The sequence below is a fragment of the Cypionkella sp. genome (genome assembly GCF_028290025.1).
Classification (GTDB): Bacteria; Pseudomonadota; Alphaproteobacteria; order Rhodobacterales; family Rhodobacteraceae; genus Cypionkella.
Map to the genome: position 1 here is coordinate 1 of NZ_JAQGKQ010000029.1, position 19,958 is coordinate 19,958.

General features: G+C 59.8%; 25 protein-coding genes. 8 read left to right on the forward strand and 17 right to left on the reverse strand.

The window, feature by feature from the left end:
* The 4 genes from JWS10_RS03975 to JWS10_RS03990 all read right to left on the reverse strand — a co-directional run.
* Nucleotides 1–126, reverse strand: a 126-nt coding sequence (locus tag JWS10_RS03975) for a GTP-binding protein (RefSeq protein ID WP_232017738.1), incomplete at its 3' end; no start/stop codon positions are given.
* A gap of 158 nt (nt 127–284) precedes the next feature.
* Nucleotides 285–854 carry a hypothetical protein gene (locus JWS10_RS03980; RefSeq protein ID WP_299505017.1) on the reverse strand — a complete coding sequence of 190 codons (570 nt, stop codon included), beginning with the start codon at nt 852–854 and terminating at the stop codon, nt 285–287.
* A gap of 2 nt (nt 855–856) precedes the next feature.
* Nucleotides 857–1,636, reverse strand: coding sequence for a hypothetical protein (locus JWS10_RS03985; protein WP_299505018.1), 780 nt, complete (start codon nt 1,634–1,636; stop codon nt 857–859).
* A gap of 152 nt (nt 1,637–1,788) precedes the next feature.
* Nucleotides 1,789–2,613: a PhzF family phenazine biosynthesis protein gene (locus tag JWS10_RS03990; RefSeq protein WP_299505019.1), complete on the reverse strand. Its 825-nt coding sequence runs from the start codon at nt 2,611–2,613 to the stop codon at nt 1,789–1,791.
* A gap of 139 nt (nt 2,614–2,752) precedes the next feature.
* Here JWS10_RS03990 and JWS10_RS03995 point away from each other — a divergent pair, with 139 nt between their 5' ends.
* The 3 genes from JWS10_RS03995 (at nt 2,753) to JWS10_RS04005 (ending at nt 5,155) form a co-directional block, all read left to right on the forward strand.
* Nucleotides 2,753–4,147, forward strand: coding sequence for a cytochrome P450 (locus JWS10_RS03995; protein WP_299505020.1), 1,395 nt, complete (start codon nt 2,753–2,755; stop codon nt 4,145–4,147).
* 72 nt (nt 4,148–4,219) lie between these two features.
* Nucleotides 4,220–4,660, forward strand: a complete 441-nt coding sequence (locus JWS10_RS04000) for a hypothetical protein (protein WP_299505022.1) — start codon at nt 4,220–4,222, stop codon at nt 4,658–4,660.
* A gap of 12 nt (nt 4,661–4,672) precedes the next feature.
* Nucleotides 4,673–5,155: a RidA family protein gene (locus JWS10_RS04005; protein ID WP_299505065.1), complete on the forward strand. Its 483-nt coding sequence runs from the start codon at nt 4,673–4,675 to the stop codon at nt 5,153–5,155.
* 127 nt (nt 5,156–5,282) lie between these two features.
* Here the strand turns inward: JWS10_RS04005 and JWS10_RS04010 are convergent, their stop codons facing one another.
* On the reverse strand, nt 5,283–6,029 hold the full coding sequence (locus JWS10_RS04010) for an NYN domain-containing protein (RefSeq protein WP_299482449.1): 747 nt from the start codon (nt 6,027–6,029) through the stop codon (nt 5,283–5,285).
* Nucleotides 6,030–6,301: 272 nt separating this feature from the next.
* Here JWS10_RS04010 and JWS10_RS04015 point away from each other — a divergent pair, with 272 nt between their 5' ends.
* Nucleotides 6,302–6,736 carry a cytochrome c gene (locus JWS10_RS04015; RefSeq protein ID WP_299505024.1) on the forward strand — a complete coding sequence of 145 codons (435 nt, stop codon included), beginning with the start codon at nt 6,302–6,304 and terminating at the stop codon, nt 6,734–6,736.
* 81 nt (nt 6,737–6,817) lie between these two features.
* Here JWS10_RS04015 and JWS10_RS04020 read toward each other — a convergent pair whose 3' ends face one another.
* Entirely contained in the window at nt 6,818–7,093 is a 276-nt protein-coding gene (locus JWS10_RS04020; RefSeq protein WP_299505026.1) for an I78 family peptidase inhibitor, read from the reverse strand.
* Between the two features lie 234 nt (nt 7,094–7,327).
* On the opposite strand from JWS10_RS04020, the gene JWS10_RS04025 reads away from it, so the two are divergent.
* Together JWS10_RS04025 and JWS10_RS04030 are read left to right on the forward strand one after the other, a co-directional pair.
* Nucleotides 7,328–8,458, forward strand: coding sequence for an S-(hydroxymethyl)glutathione dehydrogenase/class III alcohol dehydrogenase (locus JWS10_RS04025; protein WP_299505028.1), 1,131 nt, complete (start codon nt 7,328–7,330; stop codon nt 8,456–8,458).
* A 16-nt stretch (nt 8,459–8,474) separates the two neighbouring features.
* A complete protein-coding gene (locus tag JWS10_RS04030) occupies nt 8,475–8,867 on the forward strand; it encodes a hypothetical protein (protein ID WP_299505030.1) in 393 nt (130 codons plus the stop codon).
* 38 nt (nt 8,868–8,905) lie between these two features.
* On the opposite strand, the gene JWS10_RS04035 is transcribed toward JWS10_RS04030, so the two are convergent.
* The 6 genes from JWS10_RS04035 to JWS10_RS04060 form a co-directional block, all read right to left on the reverse strand.
* Nucleotides 8,906–9,175 (reverse strand): hypothetical protein, encoded by a 270-nt coding sequence (locus JWS10_RS04035; protein WP_299505032.1) that lies wholly within the window; start codon nt 9,173–9,175, stop codon nt 8,906–8,908.
* Nucleotides 9,176–9,640, reverse strand: coding sequence for a hypothetical protein (locus JWS10_RS04040; protein ID WP_299505034.1), 465 nt, complete (start codon nt 9,638–9,640; stop codon nt 9,176–9,178).
* On the reverse strand, nt 9,637–10,245 hold the full coding sequence (gene plsY, locus JWS10_RS04045; RefSeq protein WP_299505036.1) for a glycerol-3-phosphate 1-O-acyltransferase PlsY: 609 nt from the start codon (nt 10,243–10,245) through the stop codon (nt 9,637–9,639). Before plsY ends, JWS10_RS04040 begins: the two co-directional genes overlap by 4 nt.
* Nucleotides 10,246–10,248: 3 nt before the next feature.
* Nucleotides 10,249–11,514 (reverse strand): dihydroorotase, encoded by a 1,266-nt coding sequence (pyrC, locus tag JWS10_RS04050; RefSeq protein ID WP_299505038.1) that lies wholly within the window; start codon nt 11,512–11,514, stop codon nt 10,249–10,251.
* Between the two features lie 50 nt (nt 11,515–11,564).
* Entirely contained in the window at nt 11,565–11,984 is a 420-nt protein-coding gene (locus JWS10_RS04055) for a DUF4268 domain-containing protein (protein WP_299505040.1), read from the reverse strand.
* A 117-nt stretch (nt 11,985–12,101) separates the two neighbouring features.
* Nucleotides 12,102–13,064: an aspartate carbamoyltransferase catalytic subunit gene (locus tag JWS10_RS04060; protein ID WP_299505042.1), complete on the reverse strand. Its 963-nt coding sequence runs from the start codon at nt 13,062–13,064 to the stop codon at nt 12,102–12,104.
* Between the two features lie 107 nt (nt 13,065–13,171).
* Here JWS10_RS04060 and JWS10_RS04065 point away from each other — a divergent pair, with 107 nt between their 5' ends.
* Nucleotides 13,172–13,984, forward strand: coding sequence for a uracil-DNA glycosylase (locus JWS10_RS04065; RefSeq protein WP_299505044.1), 813 nt, complete (start codon nt 13,172–13,174; stop codon nt 13,982–13,984).
* A 90-nt stretch (nt 13,985–14,074) separates the two neighbouring features.
* On the opposite strand, the gene JWS10_RS04070 is transcribed toward JWS10_RS04065, so the two are convergent.
* Nucleotides 14,075–14,860, reverse strand: a complete 786-nt coding sequence (locus JWS10_RS04070; RefSeq protein ID WP_299482435.1) for a protein-disulfide reductase DsbD domain-containing protein — start codon at nt 14,858–14,860, stop codon at nt 14,075–14,077.
* 115 nt (nt 14,861–14,975) lie between these two features.
* Here JWS10_RS04070 and JWS10_RS04075 point away from each other — a divergent pair, with 115 nt between their 5' ends.
* Nucleotides 14,976–15,530 carry a YqgE/AlgH family protein gene (locus JWS10_RS04075; RefSeq protein ID WP_299482438.1) on the forward strand — a complete coding sequence of 185 codons (555 nt, stop codon included), beginning with the start codon at nt 14,976–14,978 and terminating at the stop codon, nt 15,528–15,530.
* Nucleotides 15,531–15,596: 66 nt separating this feature from the next.
* Here the strand turns inward: JWS10_RS04075 and JWS10_RS04080 are convergent, their stop codons facing one another.
* The 4 genes from JWS10_RS04080 to JWS10_RS04095 form a co-directional block, all read right to left on the reverse strand.
* Nucleotides 15,597–16,625, reverse strand: a complete 1,029-nt coding sequence (locus JWS10_RS04080; protein ID WP_299505046.1) for an LLM class flavin-dependent oxidoreductase — start codon at nt 16,623–16,625, stop codon at nt 15,597–15,599.
* A gap of 120 nt (nt 16,626–16,745) precedes the next feature.
* A complete protein-coding gene (locus JWS10_RS04085) occupies nt 16,746–18,185 on the reverse strand; it encodes a mannitol dehydrogenase family protein (protein WP_299505048.1) in 1,440 nt (479 codons plus the stop codon).
* Nucleotides 18,186–18,187: 2 nt separating this feature from the next.
* A complete protein-coding gene (locus JWS10_RS04090) occupies nt 18,188–18,958 on the reverse strand; it encodes an L-iditol 2-dehydrogenase (protein ID WP_299505050.1) in 771 nt (256 codons plus the stop codon).
* Complete coding sequence (locus JWS10_RS04095; protein WP_299505052.1) at nt 18,955–19,956, reverse strand: ABC transporter ATP-binding protein; 1,002 nt, start codon at nt 19,954–19,956, stop codon at nt 18,955–18,957. The genes JWS10_RS04090 and JWS10_RS04095 overlap by 4 nt, the downstream gene beginning before the upstream one ends.
* Nucleotides 19,957–19,958 lie beyond the last annotated feature (2 nt).

The following is a 19,958-nucleotide window of genomic DNA, read 5'->3' on the forward strand; positions in this document are numbered from 1 at the left end:
GTAGGCGCGGAATTCGCCGAAGTATTTCGTGATCGCTGCCGTCAACGTCGTCTTGCCGTGGTCAACGTGGCCAATCGTGCCGATGTTAACGTGCGGTTTGTTCCGTTCAAACTTTGCCTTTGCCATGGTCGGGGCACCCTATCTTTGCAGGCCCGAAATCGAGCCCGTATCTACACGGGCGGGCACTTAAACGCCCGGCGGCGGAAAATCAAGGGGATGCCCAGTTTCAGGACCGGTTTCAGGGAAGTCCAGCGCCTGCTATCGCGCGCAGACCACAGCCAAACCTATTGCGCGATTTTGACCCGGCCAGCTTTGACGGCAGGGCTATCAGCCGCCACCATAGCGTTGTTGCGGGGCGACAGCCGCACCAGCACATTCATCGCAAAACTCTCTAGGGTTTCGTGATAATCTTGCTTCGCCGTAGGAGCCACTGCCGCGCCAATCGGACCGCCAACCCGCAACCGCTGCGAAGTGGCAAAAACCTTGGTTGGCGCCACGATCTGCTGTCCGGTCACGGTGTCGGCCACCATGATGGTGCCCTGCACATAGCTAGCGCCGCCCAGCATCATCTCTTGCATCCGCGACATCAGCCGCACCGAGGTGATCTTCACTGTGACGTCGCCATGGCCTTGCGGCGTAGCACGCAATTTATTGCGCAACGCGGCAGTCAGATCCGCTTTAATCTGTGCGGGTGAGACATCAAAGTCCATCTTACGTCCAGCGACCCCGGTAATCGCCGACGTGTCAACCGTCACGTTCCGCACCACCAAATTGGCCGCCGCCTGATCTTCCAGCAAACGCGGCGCGCAGCTTAACAGAGTGAGCAAACCAAGCAGGGCGATGCAGAGGCGCATGGTTACGGTGTCCCCGTGCGCGGCACGATTTTGGTCGGAACAGGCAGAACAATTGCGGGTTTAGCTGGCGTTGCAGTCTTGGCAGGCGTCGCAACCTGAGCTGGGGCGGGTGCCACAACAGGAGCACTCGCAATCGGAGCAGTCGTAACCGGAGCAGCCGTAACCGGAGCAGCCGCAATCGGAGCAGCCGCAATCGGAGCAACTGGCGTCACCGCAGCCGGAGCCGCCGCGACAGCAGTTCCCTTCGGCGGCAGACCAAACCATTCCGGATTGCTCAGCATCCATCTCTCAACCGCTTTCGCCGCGTTATACGACAAAATCTCCATCTGCTTTTTCTTGTTCTGCGTCACGCCCGAGCCGATGAAGGTTTCCGGCGACATATGCTCGAAAATCGTTAATTGCTTGCCTTCAGGGTTCAGCTTTTTCTGCGCCGCATCGTCCCAGATATTAGCGGTAATCACCAAGGCCGATTTCGGTTTCAGCACCACTGGTATGCCCGGAGGCGCCAGCGCATAGCCGTCAATCGAGATGCCAATATTATAAAGCTTATCGCCTTCATAGCGGCCGAAGCGCTCATCTATCGCCTTCTTGATCGCAGCTTCCCAGTCGGCCTTGCTGGCCTCGCGGGAAATCGGCACTTTCTGCAAATTGTCCGCCACCGCGATGTTTAAACCAAGACGGAAGTTGCCAAGTGGCACCGGCGGCTCTTTCAGATCATTGGTCTGGCAGGCGGCCAGAGCAGTCAGGCCAAGGCCAAAAGCAAGCAAACGAAGCAGACGCATGGACGATTCCCTTTGGGGATTTAAGCCGTTGCTTTCGGGATAGCGTTGCGTGGCGCGCAAAGCAACCTAGAGCGAGTCGGCTTCACGATGAATTGGAATCGCTAGGCGCTGGCCGCGCGGCAATGGGTTTGCACCTTGGGAAGCTGAACCGCTTACAGCAAGCGCGCCGCACCGCTGACCCGAACCGCCGCGCCTTTTTGCCCGCTTACGCTGACATGCAGCAAAGAGGGCGCGCCCATGTCTTCGCCCTGCCGAATAGCAAAACTGCTCGCACCCCGACCGAGATCAACCAGCAATCCGCCCAAAGCCGCCGCAGCGGCACCGGTGGCAGGGTCTTCGACCACACCACCCACCGCAAAGGCATTGCGAGCCACAAAAGTGTCGGCATCCTCACGGTAAATCAGACTAACTGTCGTCACCGCCTCACGCTGCATCAGCGCCAGCACCGCCGGGAAATCATACGCCATCGCCGCCAGCGTGGCGCGATTGTGCAATGCCAGCACCGCATGGGTTGCCCCGGCATGGGCGAGATGCGGCGCTAGGCTGGCATCAAGATCGGCAGGCGTCAGATGGAAAAGCGGCAGCAGTTCGGCCAACAAAGCCGCGGGCATCGGCTTTGACCATGTCGGTGGCGAGGTAAGCGTCGCCTGCCAGCCTGCACCCGTCAGCACCGCCTCGACCGAAATCCGCGCGCCGGAAAGTTGCAACTCATACCGCCCCGCGCCAAACCGCTGACCCAAAGCGCAGCCCAGCGCGATAGTGGCATGACCGCAGAACGGCACCTCGGACTCTGGCGCGAAATAGCGCACCTGCCAGTGGTCGCCATCCCGCGAGGCGAAGGCTGTTTCCGAATAGCCCACTTCGCGCGCAATCCGTTGCATATCCTCGCGGGCAGGCAAGGCATCGCCAATCACCACCCCCGCCGGGTTTCCGCCCTGATCGCCCAAAGCAAAGGCTGCAATCCGTTCTATCTGCATCTGTTCCTCCATTGCTATAAGCTGCCAGACCAACCGCCCTGCGACAAATGCCGATTTGTGCGCTGAAACATCATGCGCCCGAATGTCCCCTTTGCCAGCCGTAGCGCCCGCCCTATCTTGACTGAAAAGGAGACGCCCCATGTCCCAGATCAGGCCCCGATCCGCCGCATCCAGCGCAGCGCCGATCCCGTCCCCCAACCCAGTGCGCGTCCCGCTTGGCAACACGCCGCTCGGCATTGCGGGTTCGTTGCAGGCTGCCCGCCGCAATGTGCTGCTGCTGATCCCCGAGGCTGCCACCCATGCGCCTATCCTGTCCGGCACCACCGGCAAGCGTTGGCATATGGTGATGGACCCGGTAACCTTGCGCCGTATCCTGCGCGACCGCGTCGATGATTATCCGAAATCGCTGGTCACCAAGCTGATCCTCGGCCCTGCCATCGGCGAAAGCCTGTTCGTGGCTGAAGGTGAGCATTGGATGTGGCAGCGCCGCGCCGCTGCCCCGGTGTTCACCCACCGCAATGTGGCAAGCCTCGCCCCAGTGATGACGCTTGCCGCCGAACGCTCGTCCGAGCGCATCGCCGCCAGTCTGGGCCGGGGCGCGGATATGTTCGCCGAAATGGTGACCGCAACGTTTGAGGTGATTTCGGACGTGACCTTCTCGGGCGGTGCGGGCTTTGACCGCGCTGCCGTGCATCAAGCGATCGAAACCTACATCGGCCAGACCGCCAAAATCTCATTGCTCGATATCCTTGGCGCTCCGGCTTGGGTGCCACGCCCCGGCCGGATGTTCGCCACCCAAGGCATCCGTGAGATGAAACGCGTCGCCGATACCGCCATCGACCGCCGCCGCGTTGAGGGTGCAAAGCCCAGCCCCGATCTGCTCGACCTGCTGCTGAAAGCCGAAGACCCCACCACCCAGCGCCAGATGAGCACCGCTGAGTTGCGCGATAACCTGCTTACCTTCATCGTCGCTGGCCATGAGACGACAGCTCTCACGCTGTCTTGGGCGCTATATCTCTGCGCCTTTGCACCCGAAATCCAAGCTGAAGCCCGGGCCGAGGCTCAGGCCGTGTTGGGCGACCGAGCCGCCACCGTCGCCGATATCGCCAACCTGCCGCTCACCCGGCGTATCGTCGATGAAACCTTGCGGCTGTACCCCCCCGCTGCCTTCCTCTCGCGAACCGCCCAAACCGCCGATACCCTGCTGGGCCGAGAGGTTCGCCGCGGCGATACCGTGATCCTGCCGATCTACGCCCTGCACCGCCATCATGCCTTGTGGGACAACCCCGACGCCTTCAAACCCGCCCGCTTCACCGACCCCAAAGCCATAGACCGCTTCGCCTATCTGCCGTTCGGCGACGGCCCGCGCATCTGCATCGGCGCATCCTTCGCGCTGCAAGAGGCGGTGATCATCCTCGCCACCCTGCTCGCCCGCTTCAAATTCAGTCGCATCCCCGGTCGCGACCCCAAGCCCGTGATGATCCTAACGCTGCGCCCCGAAGGCGGCGTCTGGTTGCAGATCGACCCCGCCTGAAAACTGGGCCTAACGCCTTGCCAAACCCCCAGCCTGCCGCGATAGTTTGGCATATCCAGACCGGAGATCGCAATGAAGCCCCTGCTCTGCCTATCCGCTCTGATGCTGCTCACCACCCCTGCTATGGCTCAAGAAACCAACGTCACCCTACACATCACCTTCGACGCGGCCTCCGCCCCCAAGCTGCAAGAGGCGGGTGAGATGGTCACAGTCGCCAGCTATTTCTGGGGCGATCCGGCCACTGGTAACGTGTTGCCCGTCAACGAAATGGGCCAGCTTTACCTTGGCGCGGAGGAAGCAACCGTCTGGCCGCATGAGCAAACCTTCAGCATCGGTCACAGCATAGCAGGCGCGCCCGTCGGCAATGTCGAAGCCCCTCTGGTCAATGTGAACGTCTATTCCGCCCGCATCACCGACGAGAATAACCTGCTCGATTGTGGCATCGTCGATGGCCCCACCGATGCGCTGTCAAAATCCACCCAAGAAATCACCTGGAAACTGATCGGAGGCTAAAGCGTGTCCAAGATGCAACCCGAAGCGATGGCGCTGCACATGGGGCTTGATTTGCCCGACTTTGACGTGATGGGCTATTACGGAGCCGACTATGGCACGATGAAACCCTACCACCGCATTGGAAGCCTGCTGTTTCTGTCCGGTCATGTCGCACAAATCGGCACCCAGATCACCCACAAAGGCCGTCTCGGCAAAGACCTCACGACTGAACAAGGTTACGCCGCTGCGCGTCAAACCGGGCTGAACGTTCTCGGTGGTATCCGGCAGGCTGTGGGGTCACTCGACCGCGTGAAATCCATCGTCCGCACGCTGAACTTCGTGGTCTGCACGCCCGAATATGAGGACGTCCACAAAGTCTCGTCTGGCATGTCTGACCTGTTCGTGGAAGTTTTCGGCCGCGATATCGGCCTCGGCGGTCGCGCCACCATCGGCGTCATGGCGCTGGCGAACGGCGTGTGTTTTGAGACATGGGCGACCGTAGAAATCGCGGACTGAGCCACCATCTCCAAGCCGCCCCGGCGAAGGCCGGGGCGTCGACCCATTGAACGCACCGCAGGAGGCCCCGGATCAAGTCCGGGGCGGCGGCGGAGTGCTTGCAAATCCAGCGCCCCACCCCAACCACTCAAGCCTTATCCCGCACCTTCATCGCGTTGTTCAGCCCCTGAAACACCTCAAACCGCCCGGTTTTCCGTAGCAAATCCGACAGCTTGGCCGAGCCATAAGACCGCGGATCAAAATCAGGATGCAGCTGCGTGATCACCTGCCCCAACTGCCCCAGCGAGTAATCATCCTGATCCGGGTCGATCTTTTTCATCGCGTCACTGATCAGCGGAATAGCCTGCGCCGCTGACTGTTTGACCGCCGCCGCAGGTTCCCGCGCCGAATCCGGCTTGCCCGGCTTCACTTCCAAAGCCTCCGCCCCGCTGACGATATTCTCGATGAACACAAACCGATTGCAAACCTTGCGCAACGAGTCCGGCGTCTTAGACTCGCCAATCCCGATCACCTGCAACCCGTCCTCACGGATCCGGCTCGCCAACCGGGTGAAATCGCTGTCCGACGACACCAGCACAAAGCCATCGACCTTACCCGCGTGCAGAATATCCATCGCATCAATCACCAGCCCAATATCGCTTGCATTCTTGCCCTTGGTGTTGGCCGATTGCTGATGCATCACCAGCCCCAAATCGCGCGCGGCTTCCTTCCACTGCGTCAAAGCTTGAGACGACCAATCGCCATAGACCCTGCGCAGCGACGGATCGCCAAAGCTCGCAATCTCATCCAAAATTGCCACCGCATGCCGCGCTGGTACGTTATCGGCGTCGATCAAAACCGCCAACCGCGGCGTCCGCCCGGCAATCGTTGTCATATTTGTCGTATTGGCCGACATGTTGCCCTCACTTTTACCCATCCTGATGCCCGAAAATCCCGCCAGCCGATAGCGAAATTCAGCCATCCCAATCAATGCACCGCCAAACACCGCTCTCCGGCAGCGCCGCCGAGCGGTGGCTCGATGCCACCCGAGGCGGCACCTGTTGCCCGATATCCACCTTTCCGCCGCTCACAGATATGTCAGACTAAAGTCTGTTCCGATCCGACAAATGCTGGATATACTGCACAGATTCAATCGGGAGCCATACCATGAAGTCAGCCACCAAAGCCTTTTCAATCGTGCTTGCGCTCTGCGCAGGTGCCGCTTTTGCCGAAGTCGAAGCCACCGATCCCATCGTGATCGCCCACAAAGATCTGATGAAAAGCTTCGGCGGTGCTGCCAAGACTCTGGGCGGCATGGCATCCGGCGATACCGCCTTCGACGCTGCCGCAGCCGAGGCCGCCAAGGCGAAACTCGTTAGCGGATCAGCCGATATCCCGGCGGTATTCGAGAAACCCGGCAGCGATCCTGCTTCCGAAGCCAAACCAGAAATCTGGACAAACTGGGATGATTTCGTGCTGAAAGCCAAGGCATTGGGCGATGCCGCCACCGCCTTGGATGCGTCCTCAGCCGATGGTGTCAAAGCTGGGATGGGCGCGGTCGGCGGCGCGTGCAAAGCGTGCCACACCGCCTATCGGCTTTAAAACGCGACGCATTGCTCTAACAAAAAGCCCCGGCAAGCCAAACCTGCCGGGGTTTCAAATTACCGGGTTCAACCCGCCAATCTAACCGCAGCTTACCCGCGCGATCATTTCCGCCTCATTGATCTCAATATTCAACCGCTCAGCGGAGTAATCCATCGTCACCGCCATGCCAGGTCGAATGATCCGCACAGGTTGGCCAAATCGCATCACCTCCAGCCGCTTGGCACTCTGGCCCACCAGAGTTTGCAGCGCACTCGCCCCACAGGCATCCTCAATCGGCTCCGGCAACGGCCCCGGGGCATCCTCCGGCACACATCCCAGCAACGCCAGCGGCAAAACAAACATCAGCGCACGCATAAGGTGCCTCCTTCAATAAACTTGCAGCAGAATAGCCTAAGGAGCAGCTTATCGTTAGTCCCAACTGCATTCAGCCGAAGCGGCACCACCTCAATGGTGATTTCCTGCTTAGTCCCACGTCCTATCGCCCACGCCCAACCGGTCAAAACCGCCGCCAATCCGTCGTTTCTCGCGTTGCATTTTCGCACCAAATACCCCAGCGTGGCGCAAATTCCAACGTAACAGGAGCCACCCATGCGCACCCGTGCCGCCGTCGCCATTGCCCCCGGCAAACCGCTTGAAATCATGGAGGTCAACCTCGCTGACCCCAAGCACGGTGAGGTTCTGGTTGAGATTAAAGCTACTGGCATCTGCCACACCGACGAATTCACTCTGTCAGGCGCAGACCCCGAGGGGCTGTTCCCGGCGATCTTGGGCCATGAAGGCGCTGGTGTGGTCATCGCCATCGGCCCCGGCGTCACCTCGCTGAAAGTCGGCGATCACGTCATTCCGCTTTATACGCCAGAATGCCGCGAATGTCCGTCCTGCCTGTCGCGCAAAACCAACCTCTGCACCGCCATTCGCACTACCCAAGGCCAAGGCTTGATGCCCGATGGCACCACAAGGTTTTCGATGCTCGATGGTACCCCGATCCATCACTACATGGGCTGCTCCACCTTCGCCAACCACACCGTTGTGCCAGAAATCGCCCTCGCCAAGGTGCGTGAGGACGCGCCGTTTGATAAAATCTGCTACATCGGCTGCGGCGTCACCACGGGCATTGGCGCGGTTCTGAACACGGCGCAGGTCGAGATTGGCGCGAAAGCTGTGGTGTTTGGCCTCGGCGGCATCGGTCTGAACGTCATCCAAGGTCTGAAAATGGCTGGAGCCGATATGATTATCGGCGTCGATCTGAACAACGACAAAAAAGCGTGGGGCGAGAAGTTCGGGATGACGCACTTCATCAACCCGAAGGAAATCGAAGGCTCGGTCGTCCAAGCCATCGTTGACCTCACCAAGACCCCCTTCGATAAAATCGGCGGCGCGGATTACTCGTTCGATTGCACCGGCAACGTCAAAGTCATGCGTGACGCGCTGGAATGCACCCACCGCGGCTGGGGCCAATCGATCATCATCGGCGTCGCCCCGGCTGGCGCGGTGATCGAAACACGGCCCTTCCAGCTGGTAACTGGCCGGATCTGGAAAGGCACCGCCTTCGGTGGCGCACGCGGTCGCACGGATGTTCCGAAAATTGTCGATTGGTATATGGACGGCAAAATTGAGATCGACAGCATGATAACCCATGTGTTGAAGCTGGAAGACATCAACAAAGGCTTCGATCTCATGCATTCCGGGGAGTCGATCCGCGCAGTGGTGGTGTATTGATCAAATGGGCAAGGCATTGAAATCAATCGCCTTTGCCCTGACCGTCTTACTGACGGCCTTTCCCGTTGTTGCCGATGGGAAAGGCTTTGTGCGCTTCGTGCTGAACAATCAGGCGTTTGATCTGCCGCCAGATGCAGTTTCGAGCGCCCGCGTGATCAAGGATTTTAACAACCAAGATGCGCTGGAAGTGACAGTTACGCCGGATTGGCTGGCACCGCTTTCCAGCTTTACCAAAGATCCGCATGGGCGGATCATCTCGATCTTCGTCTGCGGCGCGCTGGTGGCCGAGCCGCAGTTGCAAGGCAGGATTTCCGGCGGCAGATTTTTCCTGACCGGCGATCCGGCTGTGATCCACAAAGCTGCGGTGTTTTTGGCAGCGAAATCTTGCAGCGCGGTGCCCAATTCGTAGCGGGGCAAATCCGCTCCAAAACTGTCCTCACCCGCGCTTCAAAGCTGTGCTTCGATAACCACCCCAAGCACAAAATCCCGCACCTTATCCTCGGCCATTTCGCAAGGCTTCAGCACATCTCCCGCCGCGAGATGATACAGGTTCAAGCTGACAAAATCGGTCCCACCCAAACTGCGCGCATAGAATTTCACGCTGCTGCCGTGGGTGTAAGTGGTCTTCTCCAACCGCCAACGCTGCCCAAGATAAAGCCCCTCGCTATACCCCTCCGGGATCAGCGACAGCGCCGTCCGAAACGCATCCGCATCCATCTATTCGCTGGCGTCTGGCCGCACCGACATGAACGCCTTGTTGAAATCGCTCCACACCAGCGCCTCGATGCACGGATCGGCCCCGGCGCCGCCGCACTCGCCACCGTTCAGCCACAGCAGCAGAACTGGATCCTCGTTCCACGCCACCACTTTCCATTCCTGCGCGAAGTAATCCATCCGCTTGCCTGCGATCACCAGCGACAGTTGCGATCCGCCCGTGCCGCCCCAATAGCTGGCAGAAGTTGAGCAGACGAATTTCGACGCATCAACGATAAATTCCACGATGCCGTCGCCGGTTAAATCCACTCTAGCCACGGTTCCTTCAGGTGCCTCGAACACGCCACCGTCAAGACTGGCGCAATCAGCTTTCGCCTCGTCCAAGATAGCCTTGACTGGATCCGTTAGTGTAACTTCCGCCGAGGCCGACCCCGCAAGCAGACACAAACACGCCGCCGGCCGGATCATGTCTTCGCGCCGATCTTCGGCTCGGTCCCCGCCTTCAACCTTTGCAGATTGGGCCAGTGTTTCACGTAAATCAGCACCGTCAGAATGAACGCCAAGACCACCATATGCCCCTGATCAAACACAAACAGCCACAGCCCCGACAAAGCCGCCGCCAACAACGCCGCGAGTGAGGATATCCGCCACACCGCCGCCGCCACCGCCCAAGTCGCACAGGCCGCCAGCCCCACGGGCCAAGCCAACGCCAGCAGCGTGCCAAGGAAGGTCGCCACCCCCTTGCCGCCTTTGAACCGCAGCCAGACCGGGAACAAATGGCCTAAAAACGCAGCCAACCCCGCCAGTTGCGCCGCATCCTCGCCCACCGCATAGCGCGCGATCAGCACTGCTACGCCCCCCTTCGCCGCATCCAGCAGCAAAGTCGCCAGCGCCGCGCCCTTATTGCCCGTCCGCAGCACATTGGTCGCGCCAATATTCCCCGACCCGATGCTGCGCAAATCCCCAAGCCCCATCGCCCGCGTGATCACCACGCCAAACGGCACCGATCCCAGCAGATAGGCCAGCACGGCCACCAGCCCCAACAGCAACGGCGAGGATGTAATTTCCGGCATGTCTTACCCCTGATAAACCGCTTGGCCCGCGACATAAGTTGCCAGCACCTTACCCTCCATCCGGCAGCCGTCAAACGGCGTATTCTTGGATTTGGAGTGCAATTTGAAGCGATCCAGCAGGTAGGGTGCGTAGGGGTCGAACAACACGAGGTCCGCCGGAGCGCCCACCGCCAGCCGCCCCTGCGGCAACCCCAACCGTTTTGACGGGTTCAGCGACAGCGCGCGGAACAACGTCGGCAAATCCAACTGCCCCGCGTGATACAGCCGCAGCGCCGCTGGCAACAAAGTCTCCAACCCCACCGCACCGCTCGCCGCCTCCTCAAACGGCAGCCGCTTGCTTTCCTCATCCGCTGGCGTGTGGAACGACCCGATCACGTCGATCAGCCCCTCCGCCACCGCCTGCACCATCGCCATCCGGTCTTCTTCCGACCGCAGCGGCGGGGTGAACTTGAAGAACGTTCGGTAGTCACCGACATCAATCTCATTCAGCGTCAGATGGTGGATGCTGACCCCCGCCGTCACATCAAAGCCATTCGCCTTGGCGCGCTCCAACGCAGGTAAGCTGCGCGCCGTGGTGATCTGATCGACGTGATAGCGCACCCCGGTCATCTCAACGAGGCCCAGATCGCGGTCGAGCCCAATCCGCTCCGCCATCGCCGACACCCCCGGCAACCCGCGCAAACTGGCGAACTTGCCGCTGGTCGCCGCCGCCCCCGCCGACAACCCCGGCTCTTGCGGATGCCCGATCACCAACGCCCCCAAAGACCGCGCATAGGTAAACGCGCGGCTTAACGCCTTGGTATCGCTGGAAACCTTGAACACATCGGTAAACGCAACCGCCCCTGCATCGAGCAAAAACCCGATCTCGGTCATCTCATGCCCCTCGCGGCCCTTGGTCAGCGCCGCCATATGCCTGATCCGCACCCGCGCCTCACCCGCACGACGGGTCACAAACTCCAACACCTCGGGCGTGTCGATCGACGGCGTGGTATCGGGCCGCACCACCATCGTGGTGATCCCGCCAGCCGAAGCCGCCAACCCCGCCGAGCGGAACGATTCCTTATGACGCTCCCCGGGTTCACCAATCTTGACGCCGATATCAACTATCCCGGGCGCGAGACAATGCCCACCGCAATCCACCTCGCTCGCCCCAGCCGGAGCATCGCCGTCGAGGGCCACGATCACTCCGTTGTCGATGGAGAGCGAGCCGATCTCATCAGTGCCAGATTCCGGGTTGATCAAACGGGCGTTGGTGAAGTGGAGGGTCATTTTGCCTCTTTCGTTTCACGAGAAATTGCTGCGAGCCGCTCTCGGAATGCTTATTCGAGCCTCACAATACGCGGTGCCGCCCATTCAAATGCTGCATCCCAATTCTTGCGATCGGTAAGGGCTGGTGCAGATACTGAACAAGTGACTGCACAGCGCTGCACGAGTGGCTTTTCGTCCCAGCACAGGGTCTCGCCAAACTCGCGCTCTATTTCAAATCTGCTGCGCTTGAGTTCTAAGAACCATTCGGTCGCCATTGGATTTTGGAGCGTAAGGCCAACACGAAATTTCTCCTCCCGCGAAATGACAGCAATATGGATAAAGCTGCCGGGACTGCCTATTGGAAACCCTATCCAGTTTTTCTTGGTCGGCAAGAAAGGCGGCGTCGCATTGGTTTTCAGTCCTAGTTTGGTGGAGAAAGCCCTCCAGAAATCTGGAAACTCCGTAGAGCTTAACGCGTTGATATCGGCCATCTCACCCCGCCATCCAAACAAACGCCACCGTAAACACCGCGAGAAACACCAGCACCCCGGTCGCCACCATGCCGCTCATCCGGGCGTCGGACCATTTCCGCTTGGGTTTTTGATCGCTCATACCATCGTCCCCACCGCCGCGCGCCCACGTTCGGCCCGCAGGTTCCGCGCGAGCAAATCCATGCAGGCCATCCGCACCGCGACGCCCATCTCGACCTGATCCTGAATCACGCTGCGGTTGATGTCATCCGCCAACTCGCCGTCAATCTCGACGCCGCGGTTCATCGGGCCGGGATGCATCACAATCGCATCGGGCTTGGCGAAGGACAGCTTCTCGGCATCCAGCCCATAGCGGTGGTAATATTCGCGCTCGGACGGAATAAAGCCGCCGTCCATCCGTTCCTTCTGAAGCCGCAGCATCATCACCACATCGGCGCCCTCAAGCCCTTTGCGCATATCGTCGTAAAGCTCGCAGCCAAAGTGCTCGACCCCCGCAGGCATCAACGTTGGCGGAGCGATTAACCGCAGCCGGTTCTCCATCTTGCCCAGCAAAATCAAGTTGCTACGGGCCACCCGCGAATGCGCAATGTCGCCGCAAATCGCAATCGTCAGCCGCTGTATGCGCCCCTTTGCCCGCCGAATGGTCAGCGCATCGAGCAGTGCCTGTGTCGGATGCTCGTGCCGCCCATCGCCCGCATTCAGCACCGCGCAGTTGACCTTTGAGGCCAGCAAATTCACCGCCCCAGACGCGCCATGCCGCACCACCAGCAAATCCGGGTGCATCGCGTTCAGCGTCATCGCGGTATCAATCAGCGTCTCTCCCTTCTTCACCGAAGACGAGCCGACCGACATATTCATCACATCCGCGCCCAGCCGCTTGCCCGCCAGCTCAAAACTGGCCTGCGTCCGGGTGGAGTTTTCGAAGAACATATTGATCTGCGTCAGCCCCGCCAGAGCATCCGAAGATTTCACCGTGCGCCGGTTCAGATCGACATAGTGATCAGCCAAATCCAAGATCGTGGTGATTTCCAAGGGCGAAAGTTGCTCGATCCCAAGCAGGTGGCGGGCGCGAAAGCTCATCGGCATCTCCAGGGCATGTTTCGCCGCTTATAAGAACCCCAAGCGGCCCCGGCAAGGCCCGCCCGACTCACCTTGTTCCCCCGCAACAAGCCCCCTACCCTAAGCATATGGGAATCGAGAATGACATCGCAGGCGACTGGCACGCCGCCTTGGCCGCATTGGCGTGGCAGGTTGATCTTGGCCTGAGCGATATTTCAGCGGAATCGCCGCTTAACCGCTACGAATTGCCCGAGCCGATCAAAGCCCCTGCGCCTAAGCCGGTTATCGCAGCACCCAAAGTCACGCAGCCGCCGCCCGAACTTGAAGCCCCCAACCCCGACGCCGCGATCTTCGAGGCCCGCGCGGCGGCCAACCATTGCGAAACGCTCGAAGCCCTGCGCGAAGCCCTCGCCGCATTTGAGCATTGCGAACTGAAACGCGGTGCGCGCAACTTGGTATTCGCCGACGGCAACCCAAAGGCGCGCGTGCTGATCCTGGGTGAGGCTCCGGGTGTCGAGGAAGATCGCGAAGGCCGCCCCTTTGTCGGTCGTGCAGGCCAACTGCTGGATCGGATGTTCGCAGCCATCGGCCTTGCCCGCACCTCGCCAGACCCCGAAACTGCGCTTTACATCACCAACACCCTGCCGTGGCGACCGCCGCAAAACCGTGATCCCTCGCTGGCTGAAATCGCCATGATGCGCCCGTTTGTAGAGCGGCATATCGCCTTGGTGAACCCCGACGTGATCGTGCTGGTCGGCAATACGCCGCTGCAAACCATGCTGAACACCAAAGGCATCCTACGTTTGCGCGGCATCTGGACCGAGGCGCTTGGTAAACCAGTGCTGCCAATGACCCACCCGGCTTACCTTCTGCGCAATCCCGCCGCCAAACGTGAGGCTTGGGCCGATCTGCTGTCGCTGCAAGCCAAACTGCGCGGATAGACGCCGACTTAGGTCATCCTCTGCGCTCAAGTATCCAGACCGGAATGCAAAAACATTCCGGTTAGCCGGAGGCATCTGCAGCCTCAACGCTCACGGCGCAGGACACCCGGCGATCTCCACCGAACCGCCCGCCCCGAGCACCGTCACCGTCACGCCCGACCGATCCAGCGCAAATGGCGCGCCGCTGCCTGCAACCAAATCCACCGCCGCTGTAAGCCGCCGACCGACCCGCGTACTTTCTGCCTCGCCAACCCAAACCTTGGCGTCAGACGTCTCTACCACCACCGTCTCGGCACCGCGCTTTGGCAGATCGAGCACCGCCGTCAGCCGCAAGCCATCCGCAATCGGCTGCACCTCACAAGAAATCGCCCGCAACCCGGCAGCTTTCGCGCCAATAGGTTGCGCCTTCAACGCGGCTTTGATCGACGCATCCGGGCTACCCGGCCCCAACACCGCCGATAACTGCACCACCGCAGGCATACAAATCTGATTGCACACCCCGAGATCGACCCCGGCCCGTAATTCCACAGGTTTGCTCGGATCCAGTGGCACCACCTCCAACGGCAGCACAACGCCCTCGTGATAGCCGATCGTCTGCATACCGTTGGTGTGAAACACCACCGGGCTCGGCCAATGCACCCGCACCGATTTCACATTCACCGAGCCTGACCAGTTAAACAGCGGTGGAATGCCAGCATCCCCCGGACTACGCCAATAGGTTTTCCAATCTGGGGCGAGTTGAAGCTGTAACCCCGCCATATGGTGACCGTTTTCCATCTGCCATCCCGGCAAAAGATCGGCGCGCAAAACCTCATCTTGCGTCGTTGCAAGGGCAGGCGAGGCGGCACAAAGCGTAAGAAGCAAGATTTTCCACATCCCCCTGTCATAAGCAAAGCCCCGCCTTCGGGGAAATCACGATCCGGCGAGAGCCTTGTAACCAAAACCAGCTTTGCCCATCTTGACCCTAGGCAAGCAAAAAAGGCGCGATTCGATGGATTTGTGCGGAAAGTTACTGGTGGCGATGCCCGGTATGGGTGACCCTCGCTTTGAACACTCGGTTATCTTGGTTTGCGCCCATACGCCCGAGGGCGCGATGGGGCTGATCATCAACAAGCTGCTTCCGGATATGTCGTTTGGCGGGCTGCTAGAGCATCTCGATATCCCGCTGGGTGACGCCAGCCGCAGCATCGCGGTGCATTTTGGTGGACCGGTAGAGCGTGGACGCGGCTTTGTGCTGCATTCGCCCGATTATGTCGGCGGCCCTGCGACGTTACAGATCGAAGGCGGCTACGGCATGACCGCCACTTTGGACGTATTGGAAGCCATTGCGCAGGGTCAGGGCCCGGATAAAGCTTTGCTCGCGCTCGGATATACCGGCTGGGGCCCGGGCCAGTTAGAGGTCGAGATCACCCGAAACGATTGGCTGACGGTGGAGCCGACCGCCGCGCTGATTTTTGCTGAAAATTCCGCAACAAAATGGGCCGGGGCATTGCGCGGCATGGGGATAGAGCCGTTAAGCCTTTCGGCGACGTCAGGCCGCGCCTAATAATCTCCGCTCCGCTGCATAAAAATGGCCCGCGTCGGATATCCGGCGCGGGCCATTTCGCTTCTATTACGCGTTCAGCAATTCATTCACCATCGGAATGACCTTCTCGCCGTAAAGCTGGATACAGGTCAGCAACTGATCATGCGGCGTAGGGCCAGTCGCGTATTTCATATCAAACCGCTGGATTTTTAGATCCTTCATCGTCGCGGCGATCTTCTTCGCCACGGTTTCCGGCGAACCGACATACAACGAGCCATTGCGCACTTCTTCAATGTAGCGCTCTTTCGTCATCGGCGGCCAACCACGTTCGCGGCCAATCCGCCCCATCATGGTCTGATAATGCGGCCACAACGCCTCTTGCGCAGCCTCATCCGTTGCCGCCACGAACCCAGGTGAATGCACCCCAATCGGGCGCACGGTTTTGCCCATTTGATCAACGGCGCGGTGATAGAGGTCGATATACGGCAAGAACCGCCGCGGATCGCCACCAATGATCGCCAACATCAGCTGCAAATCTTGCCGCACCACCCGCACCACCGATTCCGGGCTGCCACCAACGCCAACCCAAGTGGTCAGCTGCTTTGGCCCAACCGGAGGATACACGATCTGATTGGTCAGCGGCGGCCGGGTTTCGCCCGACCATGTCAAGCTAGGCTCGCGCACCAGCTTGGCGAAGATATCCAGCTTTTCCTCAAACAACTGCTCGTAATCGTCCATCGAATAGCCAAACAAAGGATAGCTTTCGGTGAAGCTGCCACGCCCCAAGATCACCTCCGCCCGACCGTTAGAGATCGCGTTCAACGTGGAAAACCGTTGAAACACCCGGATCGGATCATCCGATGACAATACCGTCACCGCAGTGCCAAGGTGGATTTTGCTGGTGCGCCCAGCGATCGCCGCCAAGATCACCTCAGGTGCCGAAATCGCGAAATCGGGGCGGTGATGTTCGCCCAAGCCAATGAAATGAATCCCGACTTGATCGGCAACCACGGCTTCTTCAACCACATCGCGGATCACCTGATCCATCGGCTTGGTGTTGCCGTTGGCGTCAATCGTCACATCGCCGAAAGTGTCTAGGCCAAGTTCGTAGGTCATCTCTGTCTCCCAAGGCGGCGCGGGCTGATCCCAAGCCGCCGTGCTGTTGAGGCAGAGATAAGTGCAGCCGCGCCCTTGGGGAAGTCCGCGCGGCTGCACATCAGCTGTTCGGAAACCCGATCAACCGATGTAAGCGCGCAGTGCCGCTTCGGTGCCTTCATCGCGGACTCGGGCAAGTTGAGTGGCAAAGGCTTTCTGGAAGATGGCATTGTCAGCAAGGTCACCGTAAATCGTGCGCTGATCCAGCCAAGCCTGCGGATTGCTCTGCGCGGCCTTTGCAATCGTCTGCAACGCTTCCCAATTCGGATCGTTCGGCGGGATATAGGTGCCTTTATCCGACGTGCCGGTGCAATAGCGGCACCAGAGCGCGCTGACCAAAGCCAGACCATCGCAGGATTGCCCCGCCGCCAGACGGTCGCGCAAAGGCGGCACGATAAACTTTGGCTGACGGTTCGATCCATCAAGACACAAACGCCGCTCGGTATCGGCAACTTCGGGGTTCGAGAACCGCTCAACGATCTTGGCATAGTAATCGACCAGATTGGTGTCAGGCACCGGTGCTACGGTTGGGATAATCTCGGTCGTTTCCAGCTTGTTGAGGAAGCCGAGGATCAACGGATGCGCCATCGCCTCATGCACAAACTCGATATCAAGCAGCCCGCCCGGATAAGCGATGGTGGCATGGCCGCCGTTCAGGATGCGTATCTTCATCGCCTCATAGGCGTGAACATTGTTAGAAAGCGTGACGCCGACTTTTTGCAAAGGCGGGCGACCTGCGGGGAAATTATCCTCTAGCACCCATTGGCGGAACGGCTCGCACGTCACCGGAACCGGATCGTCGCCAAGCCCGAAAGCCGCAGCCATCTGACGTTCACGCGGGCCAGTCGCCGGGGTGATACGGTCAACCATGCCGTTCGGGAAGGCCACGTTAGCCTTGATCCAATCGGCGAGTTCAGCGTCCGACAGCCGCGCAAGCCCAACCACGGCGGCCTCGGCGACATGACCATTGCCCGGCAAGTTATCGCAAGACATCACGGTAAACGGCGCAATACCAGCGGCACGACGCAGCTTCAGCGCCGCAATAATCGCGCCAAATGCGGTGCGATGCGGGTTCGCGGCATCGGCTACGATTTCCGGCGCGGTCGGGTCAAACTCGCCAGTCGCAGGGTCAATGAAATAGCCGCCTTCGGTAACGGTCAGGCTCACGATACGGATTTCAGGCTTTGCCATCGCAACGATCAGCGCGGCATTGTCAGCTTGCACTTCGATAAAGCCGATCATCGAACCAATACGGCGCGCGGATCTGCCTTTCGGGTCCAACTCAATAATCGACGACAGGCAATCTTGCGCCAACATCGCTTCCCGCATCCGCGCATCGCCTTCGCGCACTCCAGCGCCAAGGATCGCCCAATCATGCGCCAAACCCATCGCGAACAGATCGTCGAGATACACCGCCATATGCGCGCGATGAAAGTTGCCCAGACCGATATGCACGATCCCAGCGGTCAGTTTAGAGCGATCATAAGCTGGCAACTTTGCCGTTTGTGAACCATTATTCATAATCATGCCATCCAGTTGCCGCCGTCAACGCCGAAGCATTGCGCGACGATGTATTCAGCCTCGGGCGTGGCGAGAAAAATCGCCATGCCCGTCAAATCTGCGGCGGTGCCCATCCGCCCAAACGGCACGGCGTTGCCCACCTGACGTTTCTTCTCACCGGGCTGAAGGTTTTCGTATTTGGCGAAAAACGCATCGACGCCGTCCCAATGCTCGCCATCCACCACACCGGGGGCAATCGCGTTGACGTTGATCTTGTGCTCGATCAGCCCCAGACCAGCACTTTGTGTCAGGCTAATCACTGCGGCTTTGGTCGCACAATAGACCGCAACCAGGCCCTCACCCCGACGCCCCGCCTGAGACGCCATGTTGATGATTTTACCGCCTTTTCCACGCGCAATCATGTGCTTTGCCGCAGCCTGCATACAGAACATCGTGCCGGACACATTCACTGCGAACAAACGTTCATAATCGGCGCGGGTAATCTCGGCAATCGGGGCAGCCGAGAACAACGCCGCGTTGTTCACAAGAATATCCAACGACCCCATTTGCTCAATCGCCGTCGCAAAGCCTGCGTCGATTGAGGCTTGCGAGGTCACATCCAGCTGGATGCCAATGGCTTTCGGCCCCAATGAGGCGGCGGCTTTCGCAACCGCCTCGGCATTGATATCAGCCAAAGCAACCGTGGCCCCTTCGGCGATATAGGCGCGGGCAAACTCCAGCCCGATGCCACGGGCAGAGCCGGTGATAAGGGCAGTTTTGCCAGCCAGCCTCATGCCAGTGCCTTTCCGTCTGTGCCAAAGCGGTGCATTTTGTCGGGTTGTGGCGTCAGATAAACCGTGTCGCCGTGGCGCAGGTTCACATCGCCGCCGCCGCGCACTGTCATCGTGCCGTGACCCTCGACATTAACGTGCAAGAAGGTGTCAGATCCCAGCAGTTCGGCGACCGAAACCACACCCTTCCACTTGCCAGCGGTGGTCGAGATATCCAGATGCTCTGGCCGCACGCCAATCGTCAACGCACCTTCGGCCTGCGCATCCGATCCGGTCAGCAGGTTCATATGCGGGCTGCCGATAAAGCCTGCAACGAAGGCATTCGCCGGGTGGTTATACAGCTCCAGCGGGCTGCCGACTTGCTCGATATTGCCAGCCTGAAGCACGACGATCTTGTCGGCCATTGTCATGGCTTCAACCTGATCATGCGTCACATAGATCATCGTGGTTTTTAGGGTTTGGTGCAGTTCAGTAATCTCAAGCCGCATGTTGCCGCGCAACGCCGCGTCAAGGTTCGACAAAGGCTCATCGAACAAAAACGCCGCTGGTTCGCGCACAATCGCCCGACCGATAGCAACGCGCTGACGCTGACCGCCGGAAAGTTGCCCCGGCTTACGCTCCATATAGCTGGTCAGGTTCAACACCTTGGCAGCCGCATCGGCCTTCTTGGTCGCGGCTGCAAGATCCATCCCTGCCATCTTTAGCGGGAACATGATGTTTTTGCGCACCGTCATATGCGGATACAAAGCATAGCTTTGGAACACCATCGCCAGACCGCGCTTGGCGGGCGGCAGCGCCGTCGCATCCTTGCCGTCGATCTCAATGATGCCCGAGGTGGTATCCTCCAGCCCCGCGATCAACCGCAGCAAGGTGGATTTGCCGCAACCCGAGGGGCCGACGAACACCACGAACTCGCCATTCTCAATCGTCAGATCGACCGAGGGGATGACATGCACGTCGCCAAAGGATTTGCGAACCGATTTTAGAACGATCTTACCCATGA